Origin of the sequence: Mucilaginibacter sp. OK098 (assembly GCF_900142915.1) — a bacterium.
Taxonomy (GTDB): Bacteria; Bacteroidota; Bacteroidia; order Sphingobacteriales; family Sphingobacteriaceae; genus Mucilaginibacter.
In genome coordinates, this window is the sequence record NZ_FRCM01000004.1 from 669,089 (window position 1) to 685,772 (window position 16,684).

Below are 16,684 nucleotides of genomic sequence, written 5' to 3' on the forward strand. Positions count from 1 at the left end.
AAGTTGCGTGTCCGTGCGTCATTGCGAGGAACGAAGCAAACTCTGAATTTGCAAATCATGAAGTAATTATACTGTAGCGACCAAAAAGCGACCTTAAGGTTCATCCAACATTACGGTCCGTTGATTGTCCTTCGCGGAGGTTGCTTCGTTCCTCGCAATGACGGTTGAAATAAAATAAAAAAACATGCCACTATTCACCTCACGTAAGCAAGAAAAAAAAGTTAAAGTAACCTTTAGCAATGGTTTGCTTTTAGTTGAAAAGGACAATGGCAAACAGCAGGTTTTTCCGCTGGATTTTTTCCCAAAGCTGCTGAATGCTACCGATGAAGAGCGTGAAGACTGGACGCAAACTAATAAGGGCATCCATTTTAATAAGTTGGATACAGATGTATCATTTTAGCCAATTGTCATTGCGAGGTACGAAGCAATCGCATGCTATACAGAGCGGCTGTAAAGGTGCAGAACTTGCATAGTTAGCGATTGCTTCGTACCTCGCAATGACATATTTTTTAACTCTCAAATCAACAACATGACATTCGATGAGTTTTTCAAAAAGAAAAGAGTTGACCTGGTTGCCTTAGAAAAGGCAGAGCCGGCGCTATTTTCTGAATTTAAGACCCATTATGAACAAATGGGTGAGAAAAGCTTTGATCACACAAAAAAATACTGGTTCAATAAAACAAGGCGGCAATTCCCGCTGGCTGTTGAAGTTAAAACCGAAAAACCGCATATAGCAAATCCGTTAGCCGAGCAAACGATAACTGAAAGCTTAAGCGAAGCCTCTCCTGTTTCTTCTGCTCCTAAAACGGGATTTGTGCCAAGGTTCAGAGCTGCGTCTACCCCCCCTCCTCCCGAGGATAAAAAGGAAGAATTGCCAACAGCTGAACCAACTTCACCACCGCCAAAAATTGGCTTTACGCCCAAATTCAGGGCATCTGCTCCTCCAAAACCCGTTACGGAAGATAAAAAGGACGAATTACCTGCAGCAAGTGAACCTGTTACCCCACCTACCGAAAATATTGCAGCTAAACCTGCCGGTTTTGTGCCGAGATTTAAAATGAAGCCAAAGGCTGAGGCAGAAGAAAGTATACCTCCGGCAAATGATACACCGCCGCAAGCTCCTGAAAACACAGAAGCAAAACCGGCTTACAAACCACGGTTTGTTCCGCCCAAACCTAAGGAATAGTTACTATCTTTTCTAAAAATTGTCATTGCTAGCGCAGCGTGGCAACCGCACGCCGTACATAACCGCTAATGCCCGCTCTGTACAGTTCACGATTGCTTTTTTCCTCGCAATGACAAAGTGGCTTACTTCTTATGCGAAAACAACCATGGGATCAGTAATGGCTCCCTGAAAGCATCGTCCCAGCTGTTATGGTCATCGTTGGGATAAAGGGTATATAAAGGCTCGCCTCCCGCATCTTTTATAGCCGCTACAATAGCCTCGGAATGTTCATAGGGAACAACACTGTCCTTTTGACCATGAAAGATCCATAGCGGAACTTTTTTGGCATATTTTTTTACGTTATTGGTATTATCGCCACCGCAAATGGCAAATGCTGCGGCAAAAACTTTGGGTCGCCGGCCAATTATTTCATATGTGCCCATTCCGCCCATTGAAAGTCCGCCAATGTATACCTGGTGTTTACTTACGTACGGCTTATCTAAAAATTGATCTATCAAACCCAATAAGCTTTTCATGGCTTTGGTAGGCGGTGCGCCAACCAGGAAAACAAATTTCGTTTTATGGGTCACTGAATCCTCCTCAAATTTATTATTGGCCCACCACCCGTTTGCAGGGCATTGCGGGTAAATAACAATAGCAGCATATTTTTGGCGAATGGTGTCCTTTAAAAATAGCTTGGTGCCATATAACAACTGTGATTCGTTGTTGTTACCCCTTTCACCGGCGCCGTGCAGCACTACGATTAAAGGATATTTTTTTACAGGGTCAAAATCCTGAGGAAACAGGATACGGTAAGGTAGGGTATCTCCTTTCGCAATATATGAGCCACGATCAAAAGATGAGCTATTCTGCGCTTTTAAGAAAACCGGGGATAACAGGCAGATAAACAGCAGTACAGGTAGAAATATTGCTTTTTTCATAGGTATCAAACTTTAAAACCATTAATTAATTGCAGGTCAATATGCCAAATTTAATAATAGGTTTGATAAAACTTGTTTTTTAAGTCTAATGATGTCCGATAATTAGGCCTTTGTTAGAGTTGTCTCCAACAAAACGCAATGCCCATGGTCTGTGCCATTTTACGTATTATGTCCTGCTGCTTTTTGTATGCATTTGGCATCATCCTGCTTGTTGGAGACAACTCCAACAAGGGCATCAACAAGAGCATTATACGAAGCGAAATTTATTCCTAATCTCTAATCACAGATCTCTAATCTCTAATATTCATTCCACCTTCACAACCTTTGTCCGCTCAGATACACCATTCTCATTAATGGCTACTATCTGGAAGTAATAAGGTTTCTCTTTATCCATCGCCTTAAAATAATATTCATTGGCGGTATGTACCATTATGCAGTTGTAAAGCTTATCGGGTGCTGTGCCGGTGTAAATGTTATAGGCGAAAGCATTATCAACTGTCTGCCATTTTATCCAGGCGCTGCGTTTATCTTTTTCGGTACGTAATACAATAAAGCTTTTAACTGTATCAGGCTTGCTCCCGCCGCCGTTGCCAAAAACACGCAGACCGCTGATAGCAAATTTCCCGGTTGGCATGTGTACATTTTCCAGTTTAATATAACGCGCTTTTACGGGAAATGGCAGCTCGATATAATCATGCGGCACATCGGTTTTATTTTTGCTTTTGTCGGTCAGTACTTTCCATTTCTTATTGTCGGACGAGTAATACAGCTTGTATTGAGTATAGGTATCTGTTGCTTTGCCTAATATGGTTGCATCCTGGTCGGCATAGTTTATTTGGATAGCGTTTACAGTACTTTCATTACCCAGGTCGGTTGCTATCCATTCACCGGCATCACCGGTTTTGGCGCTCCAGTAGGTTTTTATACTTTCGTCAACCGCATTGTTGGGCAGGTAGCCACCCAGGGTTGACGATACCCAAACCGGTTTATTATAGTTTAGCAACATCCAGCCGGTAAAGCGGCTTTTCAGGTGATCTTCTTTTCCATCAGGCAAATAAGTTGGATAATCGCCAAAAGCTGTATTACTGTACATCACACCATCTTTATCAAAACCGGTAGGCCAAATTCCCAACCTGCGTTCAAAGCTATTTTTAACCCCGATGACTATAGTTGCTATGTGCCAGTAATTACCCCAGGTGTCGGTATAAGTGCTGCCATGGCCGGCACCGCGGGCAAAACCGCCGGGTTTATAGCTAAACGGCATGCTCTGCGGCGTAAACGGCCCCAGCGGACTATCGCCAACCACTACCCCATCTGCATATCCGCTAAATTCAGTACCGGGTGCGCCATATTGCAGGTAGTATTTACCATTGTTTTTTGTCATCCAGGCACCTTCAATAAACGGATCAAGGGAAGTATCATCCAAATATTCACCAAAACGCTGCCAGCCGTAGCGGAACGGCTGCAGGAAATACATTTCTTTACGATAGGCTTTTAAATGAAACGTTTTAGGGTCTATCTCGGCGCCATACAACGGGTAGGTATTGCTGCTGCCATTATACATGTACAGCTTACCATCATCATCACTAAAAAAATCGGGGTCCCAGCCGCCGGGTTCAAATTCATGGATGGCTTCTTTCCATTCATTTGCCTTTGGATTGGTGCTCATCCAGATCGGGAAATTTGCCGAATAGGTTGAGCCAAACACCATCAGCGTATCACCCCGTACCCACGCGGCCGGAGCGCACAAATCGTCATAAACTTTATGCTCCGGCCTTAAAAAATGACGCGGGATAAAATTCCAGTGGTACATGTCATGGCTCCACCAATAACCCCATTGATTGGTTGAAAACAGGTAATAATCACCCTTGTACATGGTTATTACCGGGTCGGCTGTAGCGCGGTGCCTGCCTTCGGTTGCAAAATTGGGGATAGGCGTGTAACCGTAATCAATATTTATGGGGTTGCAATAAGTTTTTTGTTTTTGCTGGGCGATGGAAGCTTCAGATAAAAATAAGCTTACAAACAAGCAAATAATGATACACCTTTTCATTGTTTTATATAGATTGTTGTATTCTTTTGGGTGTTCCCGCTGATAGAAGCGGGCGCGCTATCCGTTCATACTGCACAGGCCTTAGCCACGGGCCGGTATCCACTGCTATCGCTAACACAGGCTCATCCCATTTCCGTCATGCCAAATTTATTCATAATTAACTATCCCCCGCGGGCTGTGTCCTCACAGCACGCCGCCATGCATTCGCGCTTTGCAGGTATAAACCTTATCATTTCGCCCTGCATAGTTCGCGGTTGCCCTCCGCTATCCAGCGGATCGCAATGACATGATTTTTTAATTCAGCGCCGGGCTCTGGAAGTTCAGTTTCTTCAAACCGTTCTTCACTTCGGGGCAGCTCATAAACAGGTTCCAGATCAGGCCGCTGCGGTAATTTTCAATCATTACCACAATGGGTCCCTCATCTATCGCAAGATACGACTTTGCATACCAATTATGCGATTCGCTGAAAGCATCTGTAAAGCCATAATCGCCCCAGATCTTATCGCCCATGTCATAATAAAAATGACGAAGCGCCTTCATAGAATATTCAGGTGTATAAGGGAATGCCGATAATGCAGCAGTTGGTGTTATTACGCCCAGGTCGTTATTTGGTGCATGGGCATTATAGCCTTCAAAGTTATCGCTTGCGGTAAGTCCCCAGCAGTTTTCACCATAGCCTTTAAACTTTTTAGGGTTATCAACGCAATAATCATGATTAATGAGGGTATGGTTTAAATTCTGCTCCCAGTAATCGGCATATTGATCCTTCAAACCTTTAGGATTAAGCGCCTGGAAAGTATATTGCGAAAAGAAAAGCGGGCCGCCATAAGGGAATCCTAATGGCAATTTATGACCGTAATAAGTTTTACCATTCTTAAAAAAATCGCCTTGCGCCCATCCGTCGTGATAAACACTCGCGCTAACGGGGTACCTGTCTGCAGATGCCGCCAAAACGTAAGTGATCAGACATTCGTTAAAACCACGAATAGCAAAATTCATAGCCCAGCCATTATTTGGCGACCAATGCCAGTACAAGTTTGGCCTACCTTCATGGGTAAACCAGTTCCATTCCATCTCACTCCATAAACCGTTTATTATATCGCGGATGTGCTTCTCCTTTTGGTTATCAGCATTAAAATATTGCCGGGCGCATAACAGCCCTTCAAACAGGTAGGATGTTTCTACAATATCGGCTCCATCATCCTTACGGCCAAAAGGGATCACCTTGCCGGTTGCGCCATTAAGCCAATGTGGAAACGCACCATGAAAAGAATCGGCCTTGTTTAAAAATAGCAACATCTTCAGCATCCGGTTAACCGCCTGCTCATGGCTGATCCACTTGCGGTGATCGGCAACTATCATGGCCATAATGCCAAAGCCCGAGCCACCTGTGGTAACTACCTCGGGTCCGTAATCAAATGCTATATTACTTCGTTCGCGGGCAAGGCCGCTGATCGGATGGCCAAAATCCCAGAAATAACGAAAAGTTTGCCGCTGTACCACATCAAGCAAAGCACTATCCGTAAGGTTTTTAATTATTCCTACAGGTTTAATGCTATCTTCTTTTGTGGCAACAGGTTGCGCCGCAGCATAAGCGGACAATAATATTAAAAAGGGAAATAGTAGTTTCTTCATTAGTTTAATTGTTCAGTTTGTGTTAACCATGGGCATTTATTCGCCTCACCTAAATCCTCTCCAAGGGAGGGGGCTTTAACTTCGCCCGTTTTGACTTCATCTTCTCATCCGCACATCAGCATATTCGCACATCCGCACATTGTTATAATTTCGGGCTGGTAAATCCCAAACCCTTCATTCCTGTTTTTATTTCGGGGCAGCTCATAAATAAGTTCCATAATAAGCCGCTCCTGTAGTTCTCTGTCATTACAATAATTGGCCCTTCATCAATAGCAAGGTATGAATCGGCAAACCAAACATTGGTTAAATTAAAGGCGTCATAAAATCCATATTGTCCCCAGGTTTTATCGCCCAGCTTGTAATAAAAGAATTTTAAAGCCTGCATTGATTGTACGGGAGTATACGGCAACGATGCAATTGCGGCGGTTGGTGCAATTACGCCCACATCATTAGTTGGCGAGCTTGCAGTATAGCCGTCCTGGATATCGCTGGCAGTAAGTCCCCAGCAATCAGCGCTGTAACCATTATAGGTTTTAGGATTGGCTACGCAATAGTTATAGTTTATCATGGTGTGCGCCTTGTTCTGCACATCATAGCTTGCGTAGGCATCTGCCAAACTGTTAGGATCTATCCCCAAAAATGAATACTGCGCAAAAAACAGCGGACCACCCAGTGCCGGGCCTAGCGGCAGTTTAACGCCATAGTACGTATTTCCGTTTTTTATGCCGCCGTTAAGCGCCCAGCCATTATCGTAAACATTTTTTGGGATAGCATGCGTGGTTGATGATGCAGCCAAAACATACGTTATCAACGCTTCGTCCCATCCGTTAACCTGCATATTGGTTGACCATGCGTAATTAGGGCTCCAATGCCAGAACAGCGTATTCTGGTTATTTTGCCTGAACCAATCCCACTCTACATTGCTCCAAAGGGTATTAATATCAGTTCTTAAACCAGTCTCGGCAGCGCTTGCTCCATTAAAATATTGGCGTGCGGTTAAAAGCCCCTGCGTCAGGTAAGCTGTTTCAACCAAATCGGCGCCATCGTCCTGTGCGCTAAAGGGAACAACTGCCCCGGTAGCACCGTTCATCCAATGGGGGAACGCCCCATGAAAGCTTTGTGCCGTATTTTTCAGGAAGGATACCATCTTTTGCATCCGCGCCAAACCATCGGCCCTGGTTATAAAATTACGATTGATTCCGGCAACAATAGCCATAACGCCAAAGCCTGTGCCCCCAGTGGTTACTACATCACCGGAGGTATTGCGCTCGCGCGCCAGGCCGCTTGTGGGATGTCCAAAATCCCAGAAATATTTTAGCGTTTGTTTCTCTACAAGATCGAGTAACTGATCGTCAGAAACTACCGGAAATTTATTGGTTGAATCAATAGCGGTGGTTAGCTGCACAGTTATTGCCGATTGCAATGATCCGTTTTTTGATGATTGCAGATCTGTTGAAATCGCCAGTGCATATTGTGTTATCGGCTGCAATGAAATCGGGCTGATAACAATTGTACTGTCGTTATTCTCATAGGTAGCGCTATAGGTAGTTATCACACCTGTTTTAGTTTTTAAGCTAACACCATTTGCTACTGAAGTGTGGTTTACAGGTGCAGTGAATGAAATTTTTATAACCGGCTTGATATTTACATTGGTGTAATTAAACCCATTATAAAGGCCGTTAACTTTTAGTGAGTTATAGCTAAATGATGCCGGAGGATTTGTACTTGACAGCGATGGTGCAGGCTGATTTTGTTTACCACACGATATAAATATCATCAACATCACAATTCCCCAATAAATTTTAATATACCGCATGCCTGGATCAAATACCTGATGGCTTTTTGTTAAAGTTTAAAATAGAGGCTGCCCGGATTACCCGGACAACCTCACAATCAATCAACTGTTTATCTTCCGGCATTTTCAAGGCTGTACAGCGCAGAGACGTTGCCAGCCGACAACGCACTGTTATAAACCCTAACCTGGTCTGTCCCTCCTGTATTGAAACTTGCCCAACCCTGTGCATCGCTGCCTTTTGTCTGGCTCGGAGTTGTCATAAACTGTACACAACCAAATACCACTTTACCTACATTTTGAAATGTCAGCGGTCCGGTCAATTTATTTACAGTAGCCGCCGTATTTAAATTTCCATTCACATACAATGAACACTTTCCATCAGTTTCGTTATATGAAACAGCTATATTAACCCATTTGTTAAATAAATTGGGTACATTATCAACAGCGAAAGTAAAGTCACCACCATTTTGAGACATGTGAACCCGCACTTTACCATTGGTGTTATCGCTTCCGTTTTCAAAAAACATATCGATATTTCCCCAGAAATTCATTGTATTAGCAAGGCTAAAAAAACCAATAATTCCAACCGATGGCGGAGGTGTATTAACCCATGTGCTAATGGTAAAGCTATGCAGGTTTGCCAAAGCAGGCGATGCATCACTTAATACATAACCGTTCAGTGCGCCTTTTAAACCTTTTCCTTTTGCAATACCATCGCCAAATGACGTACTGGTTGCAACGCCTACCGTACCTGAAACGCTGTCAATAAGCGAATTATTGAAAGCCCAGTAAGCTACCAGGTTTGTAGGGTTAATATCCTTTGATTTACTGTACCCATTATAGCTTGGCAGAGGTTTTACCGGCGCGTATGATTTTGCATCAAAACCTTTTTGGCATGAGGATATGGTGAAAACTACAGCAGCTGCCGTAGCACCTGCTATAAATATATTTTTTATTGTTCTCATCTCTTTATATTTTTTAATAATAATTAATAGTTAGGATTTTGAACTAAGGTACCTGCGCTTAAATCAATTTCATTTTGCGGCAAAGGCCAAACCTCGTTCTTGCCTGCCGTAAATCCTCTTGGGCCAAAAACTTCTACGCCTCTTCCCTGGCGGATCACATCAAAGTAACGATCAAACTCTAAAGCCAGCTCCACTCTTCTTTCGTTATAAATTGCAGTACGCAATGCTGCCGGATCAGTAGTAGTTACCTTTGGCAATATTGCATTGTTACCAGCCCTTGCACGCGCCCTAACCTGCTCTAAGGGTATAAGTGCAGCGGCCGCATTACCCAGCTCATTATTAGCTTCTGCATTCATTAATAATACATCGGCATAACGCAGGGCAATTTTGTTTTGCTGACAACCTTCGTTATAACCAGAAACATATAAGCTAAAAGGCACATATGATTTTTGATTGTACATACTACTATTCCCGTTTGATGGTATAACATCACCTTCAGGAGTGGTTTCGCCCCTGAAAATTATAGTTGCGTCTTTTCGTGGGTCGCCCGTTTCATAAGCAGCAACAAGGCTTGCACTGGGAACGTTAAAGCCCCAGCCGCCCCCGGTTGACCCATCAACACCCTGTACCTGTGAGTATTGCGAGTTTGATGCGTTGGGGTTGTTTGGAACCAGCGCACACTGAATTTCAAATACCGACTCCGAATTATTTTTGTTGTTGGTTCTGAACAGCTGTTCATAGTTTGGAAACAATGAATAACCTAAACCCATTACCAAGTTGGTGTAGTTTAGTACATCGCTCCATTTTTTCTGGTACATAGCCGCTTTGGCATGCAGCGCTAATGCAGCTCCTTTGGTAACTCTACCGATATCGGCAGCAGCGTACGATTGTGGCAATACTGCGGCAGCATCAGTCAGATCCGTTTCAATTGCAGCCCATACCTGTGCTTTAGGTGTACGCGGAATATTATATTCGGATGCGCCTTTTGGAACATGTAAACGCAATGGTACATCCCCAAAAGCCCTTACTAACCTGAAATAGGCCCATGCTCTCACAAATTTTGCCTCTGCAAGGTATCTTGCTTTTAACGTAGCGTCCATGCTGATGCCTGGTACATTGTCTAAAACCTGGTTGGCAAAATTGATAGTTTTATACTCGCCACCCCAAAAATCAGAGATCTGGCCCTCGCCTGAATTTGCTGTAAAATTGTGAAAATCGTTCATAAATGACGCATCAACAGCGGTACTGCCTTTTAACACATCGTCTGATCCCATGCTTTCAACTGCTATGGGCGCAAAAGCAATATTGGTCCATTCATGCAGGTTGGCATACATAGCACTAACTGCTTTGGTAGCGTCATCCTGGGTTTTCCAAAATTGTGAAGCTGCCGTATTACCTGCGGGGTTTACGTCCAAAAAGCTCTTTTTACAGCCCTGGAATATTATTATCGATACAAGAAAGCTTATCCCAAGTGCTTTCTGCAATATTTTCTTACTATTCTTCATCGTTATTCAAATTAAAAAGTAACGTTAACACCAAAATTATAAGTAGCAAACAATGGATATACATCTGCATCTATACCCTTATTACCTACCGCGCCGCCAATTTCAGGCGTAAAACCTTTATACCCAAATATGTTTATTGCGTTTTGGGCATTTGCGTAAAACCTTATTTTTTGCACTCCATATTTTTTTAACGAATTGCCCGGTAAAGTATAGCCTAACTGGGCATTTCTCACCCGGAAATAAGCTCCGCTTTCAACAAAAAATGTATTTGGTTTTGAATTATCGTTTGAACCAATGTTTGTTGAAGGATAAGTATTGGAGGTACCGGCACCATGCCAGCGATGATCGTAAAAATCTTGTGTGAAGTTTTCATTTGCAAAGCGGTAACCAATATTGGCATTATATACATCAACATCGGCAACACCCTGCAGATCTATTGCCAAATCAAACTGCTTGTAGGTAAACGCGGTATTAAATCCGTAACTGATCTTTGGGTTAGGGTTACCTATTACAGTTCTGTCGCGGGTATCAATTGAATGATCTCCATTCAGATCCTGGTAAATAAAATCTCCCGGTTGCGCATTTTTTTGGTTTGAAGCGGCAACTTCAGCTGCTGTTTGAAAAACTCCGGTAACCTTATAGCCATAAAACTCACCTATTGGCTCACCAACAACAGTCCGGGTAGCTAAATTACCGTTAACAATGCCGGTACCGCCACTGTATATTGGGTTTTTACCACTTAGCACGCTAAGTACTTTATTAGTGTTTACACCTAAATTACCACTAAATGAGTATGAAAAATCTCTAGTCGGCTGATCTTTCCAGCTCAATACAAACTCAAAGCCTTTATTTTGGATGGTGGCCTGGTTACCGATAATTGAACCGCTGTTTGTACCTACTGATGCCAGGATGGGAATTGCAAATATAGCATCCTCTGTTTTCCTGTTGTAGTAATCGGCTTCAAATGATAACCTGTTGTGTAAAAATGCGCCCTCGATACCAAAATCGCTTGATACTCCTTTTTCCCAAACAATAAAGGGTGGTACAACAGTATTTATACTTGCGCCCTGGGTAGGTACCTGCGGATTACCAAAAATTGCTGTAAGGTATGGATCGGCAGATACGGTTTGAATTGATGGATTTATCGGCACTACTGAGTTACCAACTTTACCCCAGCTTCCGCGCAGCTTTAAGTTATCAAAAATATGCTGATCTTTCATAAACTGCTCGTTGGTTATTACCCAGCCGCCGCCTATTGAAGGGAACCAACCATAAGGATTAGGGAAAAACTGCGAAGCTCCGTCACGGCGGATGGAAGCATTCAATAAATACTTATCCTGGAAAGAATAATTTATTCGTCCGAATTGCGATAATGTACGTGTATGGATCTGATCACCAGGTGTAGGTATAAAAGCTACTGCTGCTCCATCAGGAAATGCCGTATGCAAATTACCGCTTGAAGTGTAAGGCACGTTATCAGCTGCTGCTTTATTCTGGAAATTGCGCGTATTTTGAGCGCTGTAGCCAACCAATGCAGTTAACTTATGATCTTTAATCTTATAATCGTAAGTAAGTGTATTTTCCCAGATCCAGTTACGGGTATCGTTATGAGTAATGCCTAAATTTGAGACGGTTCTGTTTTGGGCAATAGTTGCTTTATAGACCGGTAGGTAAACCCTTGCTTCCGTCTGGCCAATATCACCGCCAAAACTTGTTCTGAATTTTAAGTTTTTCAAGATGGCCAGCTCAGCATGTACATCGCCTGTTAAACGATGGTTTGTTGTTTTTGAGTTGGTGAAATCTAAAGTGGCTTCGGGATTAAAGTTATTTCCATTACCTGTGCCATAATCAGCAGGATCGCCATAAGTGCCGTCCTTATAAAATACAGGCAATGTTGGGGCTGCTGCATACAACTGGTGAAAAATACCGCCCGGGATGTCATTCGATTTGCTGAACAACCCGTTTGCGCTATAGCCAATTTTAAGCGCCTTTACCGGTGTAAAGTCATTGGCAAAGTGAAGTGTATAACGCTTATAATTATTATTGCGAACAAGTCCGTCCTGGTCTAAGTAACCAAACGAGTAATCATAAGTTACTTTATCAGTGCCACCACTTAATGAAACCTGGTGGTTAGTAACAAATGCATTTCTTAAGATCTGGCCATACCAGTCGGTTCCTTTTCCAAAGCTGGCAGGGTTATCAAATAAAGGCGGCTTAACATCGCCTGGCGCAACACCATGGTTACTGTAGCCAACCAGTTCATTAACAGCAGTTGCATATTCAGTAGCATCGGCCATTTTCACCCCGTTGGTAGCTGCCTGCCAACCGGCGTAACCGTTATAGTTTACAACGGGTCTTCCTTTTACGCCATGTTTTGTGGTAATAAGCACCACGCCATTTGCAGCACGTACGCCATAAATAGCAGTACTTGATGCATCTTTTAATATAGTAACGTTTTCAATATCATTATTATTTAAAAAGCTGATATCGCTGTACCAGGTTCCGTCAACAACAAACAGAGGGCTTACATTACCATATATTGTACCCAAACCGCGGATACTGATCAGTGGTGATGAACCCGGTGTACCGTTATTGGTAATATTTACTCCAGAAACCTTACCCTGCAATGCGCTTAATGCATTGGTTGATGCCTGTTTCGAAACTTCGACACCTTTTACTGAAGATACTGAACCGGTATTATCAAGCTTACGCTGGGTACCATAGCCAATTACTACAACCTGCTGCAGTTCGCTGGCTTGAGCCAGTAATTTAACGTTTAATTCGGTTTGTCCATTTACCGCAATTTGTTGGGTTGCATACCCAATGTATGTAAATGTTAATGTTGATCCGGAAGGCGCTGCCAGGGTGTAGGCTCCGTTTACGTCGGTTTGAGTACCTGTTGATGTTCCTTTAACTGATACGCTAACACCTATAAGTGTTTCGCCTGTGGTTGCATCGGTAACTTTACCTTTTATAGTAGAGTTTTGTGCAAACGCTGTATTAATAAAAAAGAAAAATAACAGTACTAACCCTGAGATTGTAAAAATTCTCTTCATAGTGGTTAATTAAATTTTAAGAAAGTAGGATTAAAAAAATTGGTTTTTTTGTAGGTCGAAGTTGGTGAGATAATACAGTTTTAACAAAAAATATAACTCTACATTATTACATCACACTAAAAAATACCTGCTCATTAAAATTATTAATTCTTTATAAATAACTTATAATCAATAATTTATGCTAATGTAGTGTATTATTTACATACTACACCCGGGCATTGACTACTACTACATTCAAAATAAGGTATGAGAGGTAATGATGTAGTGTTACAACTCGATGAGAAACTCAACAAGGTTTTTATCATGCTCCGGATTAAGCTTTTTGCTCAATCTGTAGCGGCGGAACCCGACACTGCGAAGGGAATTTTACAAGAGAGTTATAAAGCTATATTTTATAGTGTGGTTTTAACCTACCCGTTATGCTTTGAAACTTGAGCATAGCTTTTCCTTTCAAATCAATTATTAAAATTTTCCCATATAGATTTATTGGGATCAAGTGTTATATATTTCCCCTCACCAACCTGTTTTTTACTTTCCATAATTTTAGCAACAAAATCAGGGTTGTAAGGGCTTCCTTCTTTTTCTGAATTAACTTTCACTGCTGCAGTTAATTTCGTTTTACTTTTAAAATGCATAATCGGTGTTCTTAAATAAATTCCATCATAGCTCTATCAAAAACTCAACAAGGTTTTTATCATGTTCCAGATTCAGCTTTTTGCGCAGCCTGTAGCGGCGGATCTCGACCCCGCGAAGAGAAATATTTAATAGTGATGCCATTTCCTTACTACTCATATTCATCCTTAAGTAAGCGCAAAGCTTAAGGTCATTTGGTACCAGGTCCGGGTGGTCTGATTTTAGTTTTTTGAAGAAGTTTTCGTGGGCTTCATTAAAGCTGCTTTCAAATATGTTCCAGTCGCGTTCATCATTCATCCCCTCGTCAATAACCTTCTGGATGCGGCGCAGCTGCTCATCAGCAAGCTGTTTACCTGTGCTATCTTTAAGGTGGCCCATTTCTTCGCTTATTTTCTGCAGCAACTCGTTCTTGTACACAATGTTCATGGCTGAGTTGGCCAGCTCCCTGCTTTTACTCGCAAGGTCAGCCTGTAATTGCTCGTTCTTGATCTTTACAATCTCCTGCTCGTTTATTATTGCTTCCTGCTTTAAAAATTCTTCTTTTTCCTTTTGCAATTTTTCATGAATACGATGCTGATGCCTTTTCAGTTTTAGCCGGTAATACTTTGTTGCAGCAAAATAGGCTAAAACAACAAGCAGCACATAGCAAAATACAGCTATTTTGCCTGCGTACCATGGCGAAAGGATTATAAATGAAAGTGTGGTCACCGGCGAAATATTCTCCTCATTTATTTTGGCTCTGATCTTAAAATTATAGGCACCCTGGTTTAGATTCGTAAATTCCTTTTGGGTTTGGGTGCTCCAGTCGCTCCATTGTTTTGAATAACCCTCCAGGTAATACTGAAATTTAACCTTTTCCTGCCGGTAAAAAGGCAGGGAGTAGGAGATCCGGATATTGTTTTGTGTATAAGGAATCTCAATATCGTTCTGGTCGCCGTTGTCCGTTATCGGGGTTATTCGATCGGTTATATTTTCAATCCGCCTTACCAGCACCATTGGCAGTTTTGTCCTGGTTTGCTGCAGCGCATCCTCGTCATTCAATATTACAAAGCCATCATCAACGCTTATTAAATAAATGGAGCTGTTTATACGGCTGATATTCTCATAATCTTTAACCATCCTCCCGTCAAGGATACTAAACCGGTTGGAGTCTATGCTTAGTTTGCCGGGGCTTGAAAGATCGGCCAATGCCACTCTGCCATGGTTTATAAACCAATATTTTTTTCCAAGCGCAGGTATTATTTTGTTTGATGACGAGAAAGAACCCAACATTTTATTTAGCTGCTGATACTTTGAAAAGTGGTCGCTTATATCGTCATAAACATAAAAACCCGAGTCGGATGAGAATACGATCCGGTTATCAAGATTAAACACGTTTATATTATAGCTCCCCGGCAAACCTGAACGCTTATCATAATATTTAACGGAGGCTGCTTTTTTCAGATCATTGGTTAAGGCTACCTTGTAAATCCCCTTATAGGCATGGCTTACCCAGATTTGCCCTTTATTATCCTGCTCTACATAACGCGAGGGCTCGCCAAAACCTTCCAGCTTATGATCAAAAGCCCAGTTGTCTGCATTATCTTTTTTATAGAATACAAGGCCGGTATAGGTCCCTTGTATCAGTTGGTTTTCATTTAGTTTTTTTATTGTCCACCCGCCGCTAATGCCTGTTATTTTTGATATGGTGTTGCCGTTAACCTGGAATGTACCTGTGTTATGACCACAAAGCAATTTGCCATCCTGCAATGATAACTCCCAAACCTGTCCCTGCGAACCCGGGATCAGCTGAAAATCAAATGACTGAAAAAGCCTTTTATTGCCATTTTCAACCCAATCGCTATAAAACAAACCCTGGTTGGTACCCAGGTAGATCTTGTTATTAAAAATAATGCTGGAATAAACTGTGCCGAAACGGCCGCTTTTATCGAAATAAAAGTATAGTGGTGAACTTACCTCTATACGGTCGATACCATTATCAAGCCCTGTCCATAAGTTTTGTTCGCCATCAATAAATAAGCTTAAAACCGTATTGTTTTGTAATCCGCTTGATTTGTTGATGTGCTGCACCACATTGCCTGCGGTATCAATTATAATAACTCCATCTAATATAGTACCATACGCGATGTATTTACCTGAAAATAAAACACCGTTATTAAGCTGATAGGTTTTTAAAAAATCATTAGCCTGGTTGCGCCACGCTGTAATTTGCTTACCATCATAAATAAACAAACCATTGCGCGCGGTACCGATAAGGAACTTATTGCCGGGCAGGGATAGCAAGGATAAAACCCCGCTGTTACCCATTTTATCGCTCCCTTCAATATAGCTAAGTTGATTGTTCTTTAGCTCAAACAGCCCCTTATTTACTTCTTCAACAAAACACCTGCCCCCGGTTTTATATAAAAACAAAAAAGGATTTGCGCCCTTTATTACATTGATCTTCCCCTTGCTATAAATATAAATAGAGCCGAACGACTGGAAGATAATTTGCCCCTTATCTATATAGATCTTCCAGATCTCCTCGTTAACAGGCTGATATTTTTTCGGAACTAACTGTGTAAGGGAATGATATTTAAGCGATCCGTTTTTATTGGTTTCCCAATACCCAAATTCGCCAAAGCCGCCTGAGTATACTTTGCCTTTGCCATCTGCGGCTACCGAACGCACAATAAGTCCGTTAGGCATGGGGTACGATTGCCAGTACTTGCCATCGAAAGTGAGCAGACCTTCAGAATTACCAAAATACATTATGCCATGCTCATCCCTGGTTATTGACCAGTTTTGATTGCCCGACTGGTATAATGCCTTGGTATAGTTTTGTACGTAAGGAACGCCAATGCTTTTAATATCGGCAGCATTAGCGCTTACGACATTTATAAATATTGAAATAAATATTAGCAGGGCTTTACGCATAGGGTTACATGAAACAACAC

The 16,684-nt window shown here is 42.1% G+C and carries 11 protein-coding genes; 2 read left to right on the plus strand and 9 right to left on the minus strand.

Features of this window, described 5'->3' with window-relative positions:
• Positions 1-184: 184 nt before the first annotated feature.
• Positions 185-400, plus strand: coding sequence for a DUF2442 domain-containing protein (locus BUE31_RS16515; RefSeq protein ID WP_073404890.1), 216 nt, complete (start codon positions 185-187; stop codon positions 398-400).
• Positions 401-529: 129 nt separating this feature from the next.
• Positions 530-1,186 carry a hypothetical protein gene (locus tag BUE31_RS16520; RefSeq protein WP_073404891.1) on the plus strand — a complete coding sequence of 219 codons (657 nt, stop codon included), beginning with the start codon at positions 530-532 and terminating at the stop codon, positions 1,184-1,186.
• Between the two features lie 122 nt (positions 1,187-1,308).
• Here the strand turns inward: BUE31_RS16520 and BUE31_RS16525 are convergent, their stop codons facing one another.
• The 9 genes from BUE31_RS16525 to BUE31_RS16570 form a co-directional block, all read right to left on the minus strand.
• Positions 1,309-2,106, minus strand: coding sequence for a carboxylesterase family protein (locus BUE31_RS16525; RefSeq protein WP_073404892.1), 798 nt, complete (start codon positions 2,104-2,106; stop codon positions 1,309-1,311).
• 304 nt (positions 2,107-2,410) lie between these two features.
• Positions 2,411-4,159, minus strand: a complete 1,749-nt coding sequence (locus tag BUE31_RS16530; RefSeq protein WP_073404893.1) for a family 43 glycosylhydrolase — start codon at positions 4,157-4,159, stop codon at positions 2,411-2,413.
• A gap of 294 nt (positions 4,160-4,453) precedes the next feature.
• Entirely contained in the window at positions 4,454-5,794 is a 1,341-nt protein-coding gene (locus BUE31_RS16535; RefSeq protein WP_073404894.1) for a glucoamylase family protein, read from the minus strand.
• Between the two features lie 142 nt (positions 5,795-5,936).
• On the minus strand, positions 5,937-7,610 hold the full coding sequence (locus BUE31_RS16540; RefSeq protein WP_073404895.1) for a glucoamylase family protein: 1,674 nt from the start codon (positions 7,608-7,610) through the stop codon (positions 5,937-5,939).
• 89 nt (positions 7,611-7,699) lie between these two features.
• A complete protein-coding gene (locus tag BUE31_RS16545; RefSeq protein WP_073404896.1) occupies positions 7,700-8,554 on the minus strand; it encodes a LamG-like jellyroll fold domain-containing protein in 855 nt (284 codons plus the stop codon).
• Positions 8,555-8,577: 23 nt separating this feature from the next.
• Positions 8,578-10,059 (minus strand): RagB/SusD family nutrient uptake outer membrane protein, encoded by a 1,482-nt coding sequence (locus BUE31_RS16550; RefSeq protein ID WP_073404897.1) that lies wholly within the window; start codon positions 10,057-10,059, stop codon positions 8,578-8,580.
• A gap of 11 nt (positions 10,060-10,070) precedes the next feature.
• Entirely contained in the window at positions 10,071-13,115 is a 3,045-nt protein-coding gene (locus BUE31_RS16555) for a SusC/RagA family TonB-linked outer membrane protein (protein WP_073404898.1), read from the minus strand.
• A 455-nt stretch (positions 13,116-13,570) separates the two neighbouring features.
• The gene (locus BUE31_RS16565; protein WP_073404900.1) at positions 13,571-13,750 is read right to left on the minus strand and encodes a DUF2683 family protein; all 180 of its coding nucleotides are present in this window, start codon (positions 13,748-13,750) and stop codon (positions 13,571-13,573) included.
• A 25-nt stretch (positions 13,751-13,775) separates the two neighbouring features.
• Positions 13,776-16,664: a triple tyrosine motif-containing protein gene (locus BUE31_RS16570; protein ID WP_073404901.1), complete on the minus strand. Its 2,889-nt coding sequence runs from the start codon at positions 16,662-16,664 to the stop codon at positions 13,776-13,778.
• Positions 16,665-16,684: the final 20 nt, after the last annotated feature.

Bases quoted from the DNA above. Each gene is read 5' to 3' on its own strand.
- BUE31_RS16515 (WP_073404890.1), top strand. From the start codon at position 185: ATGCCACTATTCACCTCACGTAAGCAAGAAAAAAAAGTTAAAGTAACC.
- BUE31_RS16520 (WP_073404891.1), top strand. From the start codon at position 530: ATGACATTCGATGAGTTTTTCAAAAAGAAAAGAGTTGACCTGGTTGCC.
- BUE31_RS16525 (WP_073404892.1), bottom strand. From the start codon at position 2,106: ATGAAAAAAGCAATATTTCTACCTGTACTGCTGTTTATCTGCCTGTTA.
- BUE31_RS16530 (WP_073404893.1), bottom strand. From the start codon at position 4,159: ATGAAAAGGTGTATCATTATTTGCTTGTTTGTAAGCTTATTTTTATCT.
- BUE31_RS16535 (WP_073404894.1), bottom strand. From the start codon at position 5,794: ATGAAGAAACTACTATTTCCCTTTTTAATATTATTGTCCGCTTATGCT.
- BUE31_RS16540 (WP_073404895.1), bottom strand. From the start codon at position 7,610: ATGCGGTATATTAAAATTTATTGGGGAATTGTGATGTTGATGATATTT.
- BUE31_RS16545 (WP_073404896.1), bottom strand. From the start codon at position 8,554: ATGAGAACAATAAAAAATATATTTATAGCAGGTGCTACGGCAGCTGCT.
- BUE31_RS16550 (WP_073404897.1), bottom strand. From the start codon at position 10,059: ATGAAGAATAGTAAGAAAATATTGCAGAAAGCACTTGGGATAAGCTTT.
- BUE31_RS16555 (WP_073404898.1), bottom strand. From the start codon at position 13,115: ATGAAGAGAATTTTTACAATCTCAGGGTTAGTACTGTTATTTTTCTTT.
- BUE31_RS16565 (WP_073404900.1), bottom strand. From the start codon at position 13,750: ATGCATTTTAAAAGTAAAACGAAATTAACTGCAGCAGTGAAAGTTAAT.
- BUE31_RS16570 (WP_073404901.1), bottom strand. From the start codon at position 16,664: ATGCGTAAAGCCCTGCTAATATTTATTTCAATATTTATAAATGTCGTA.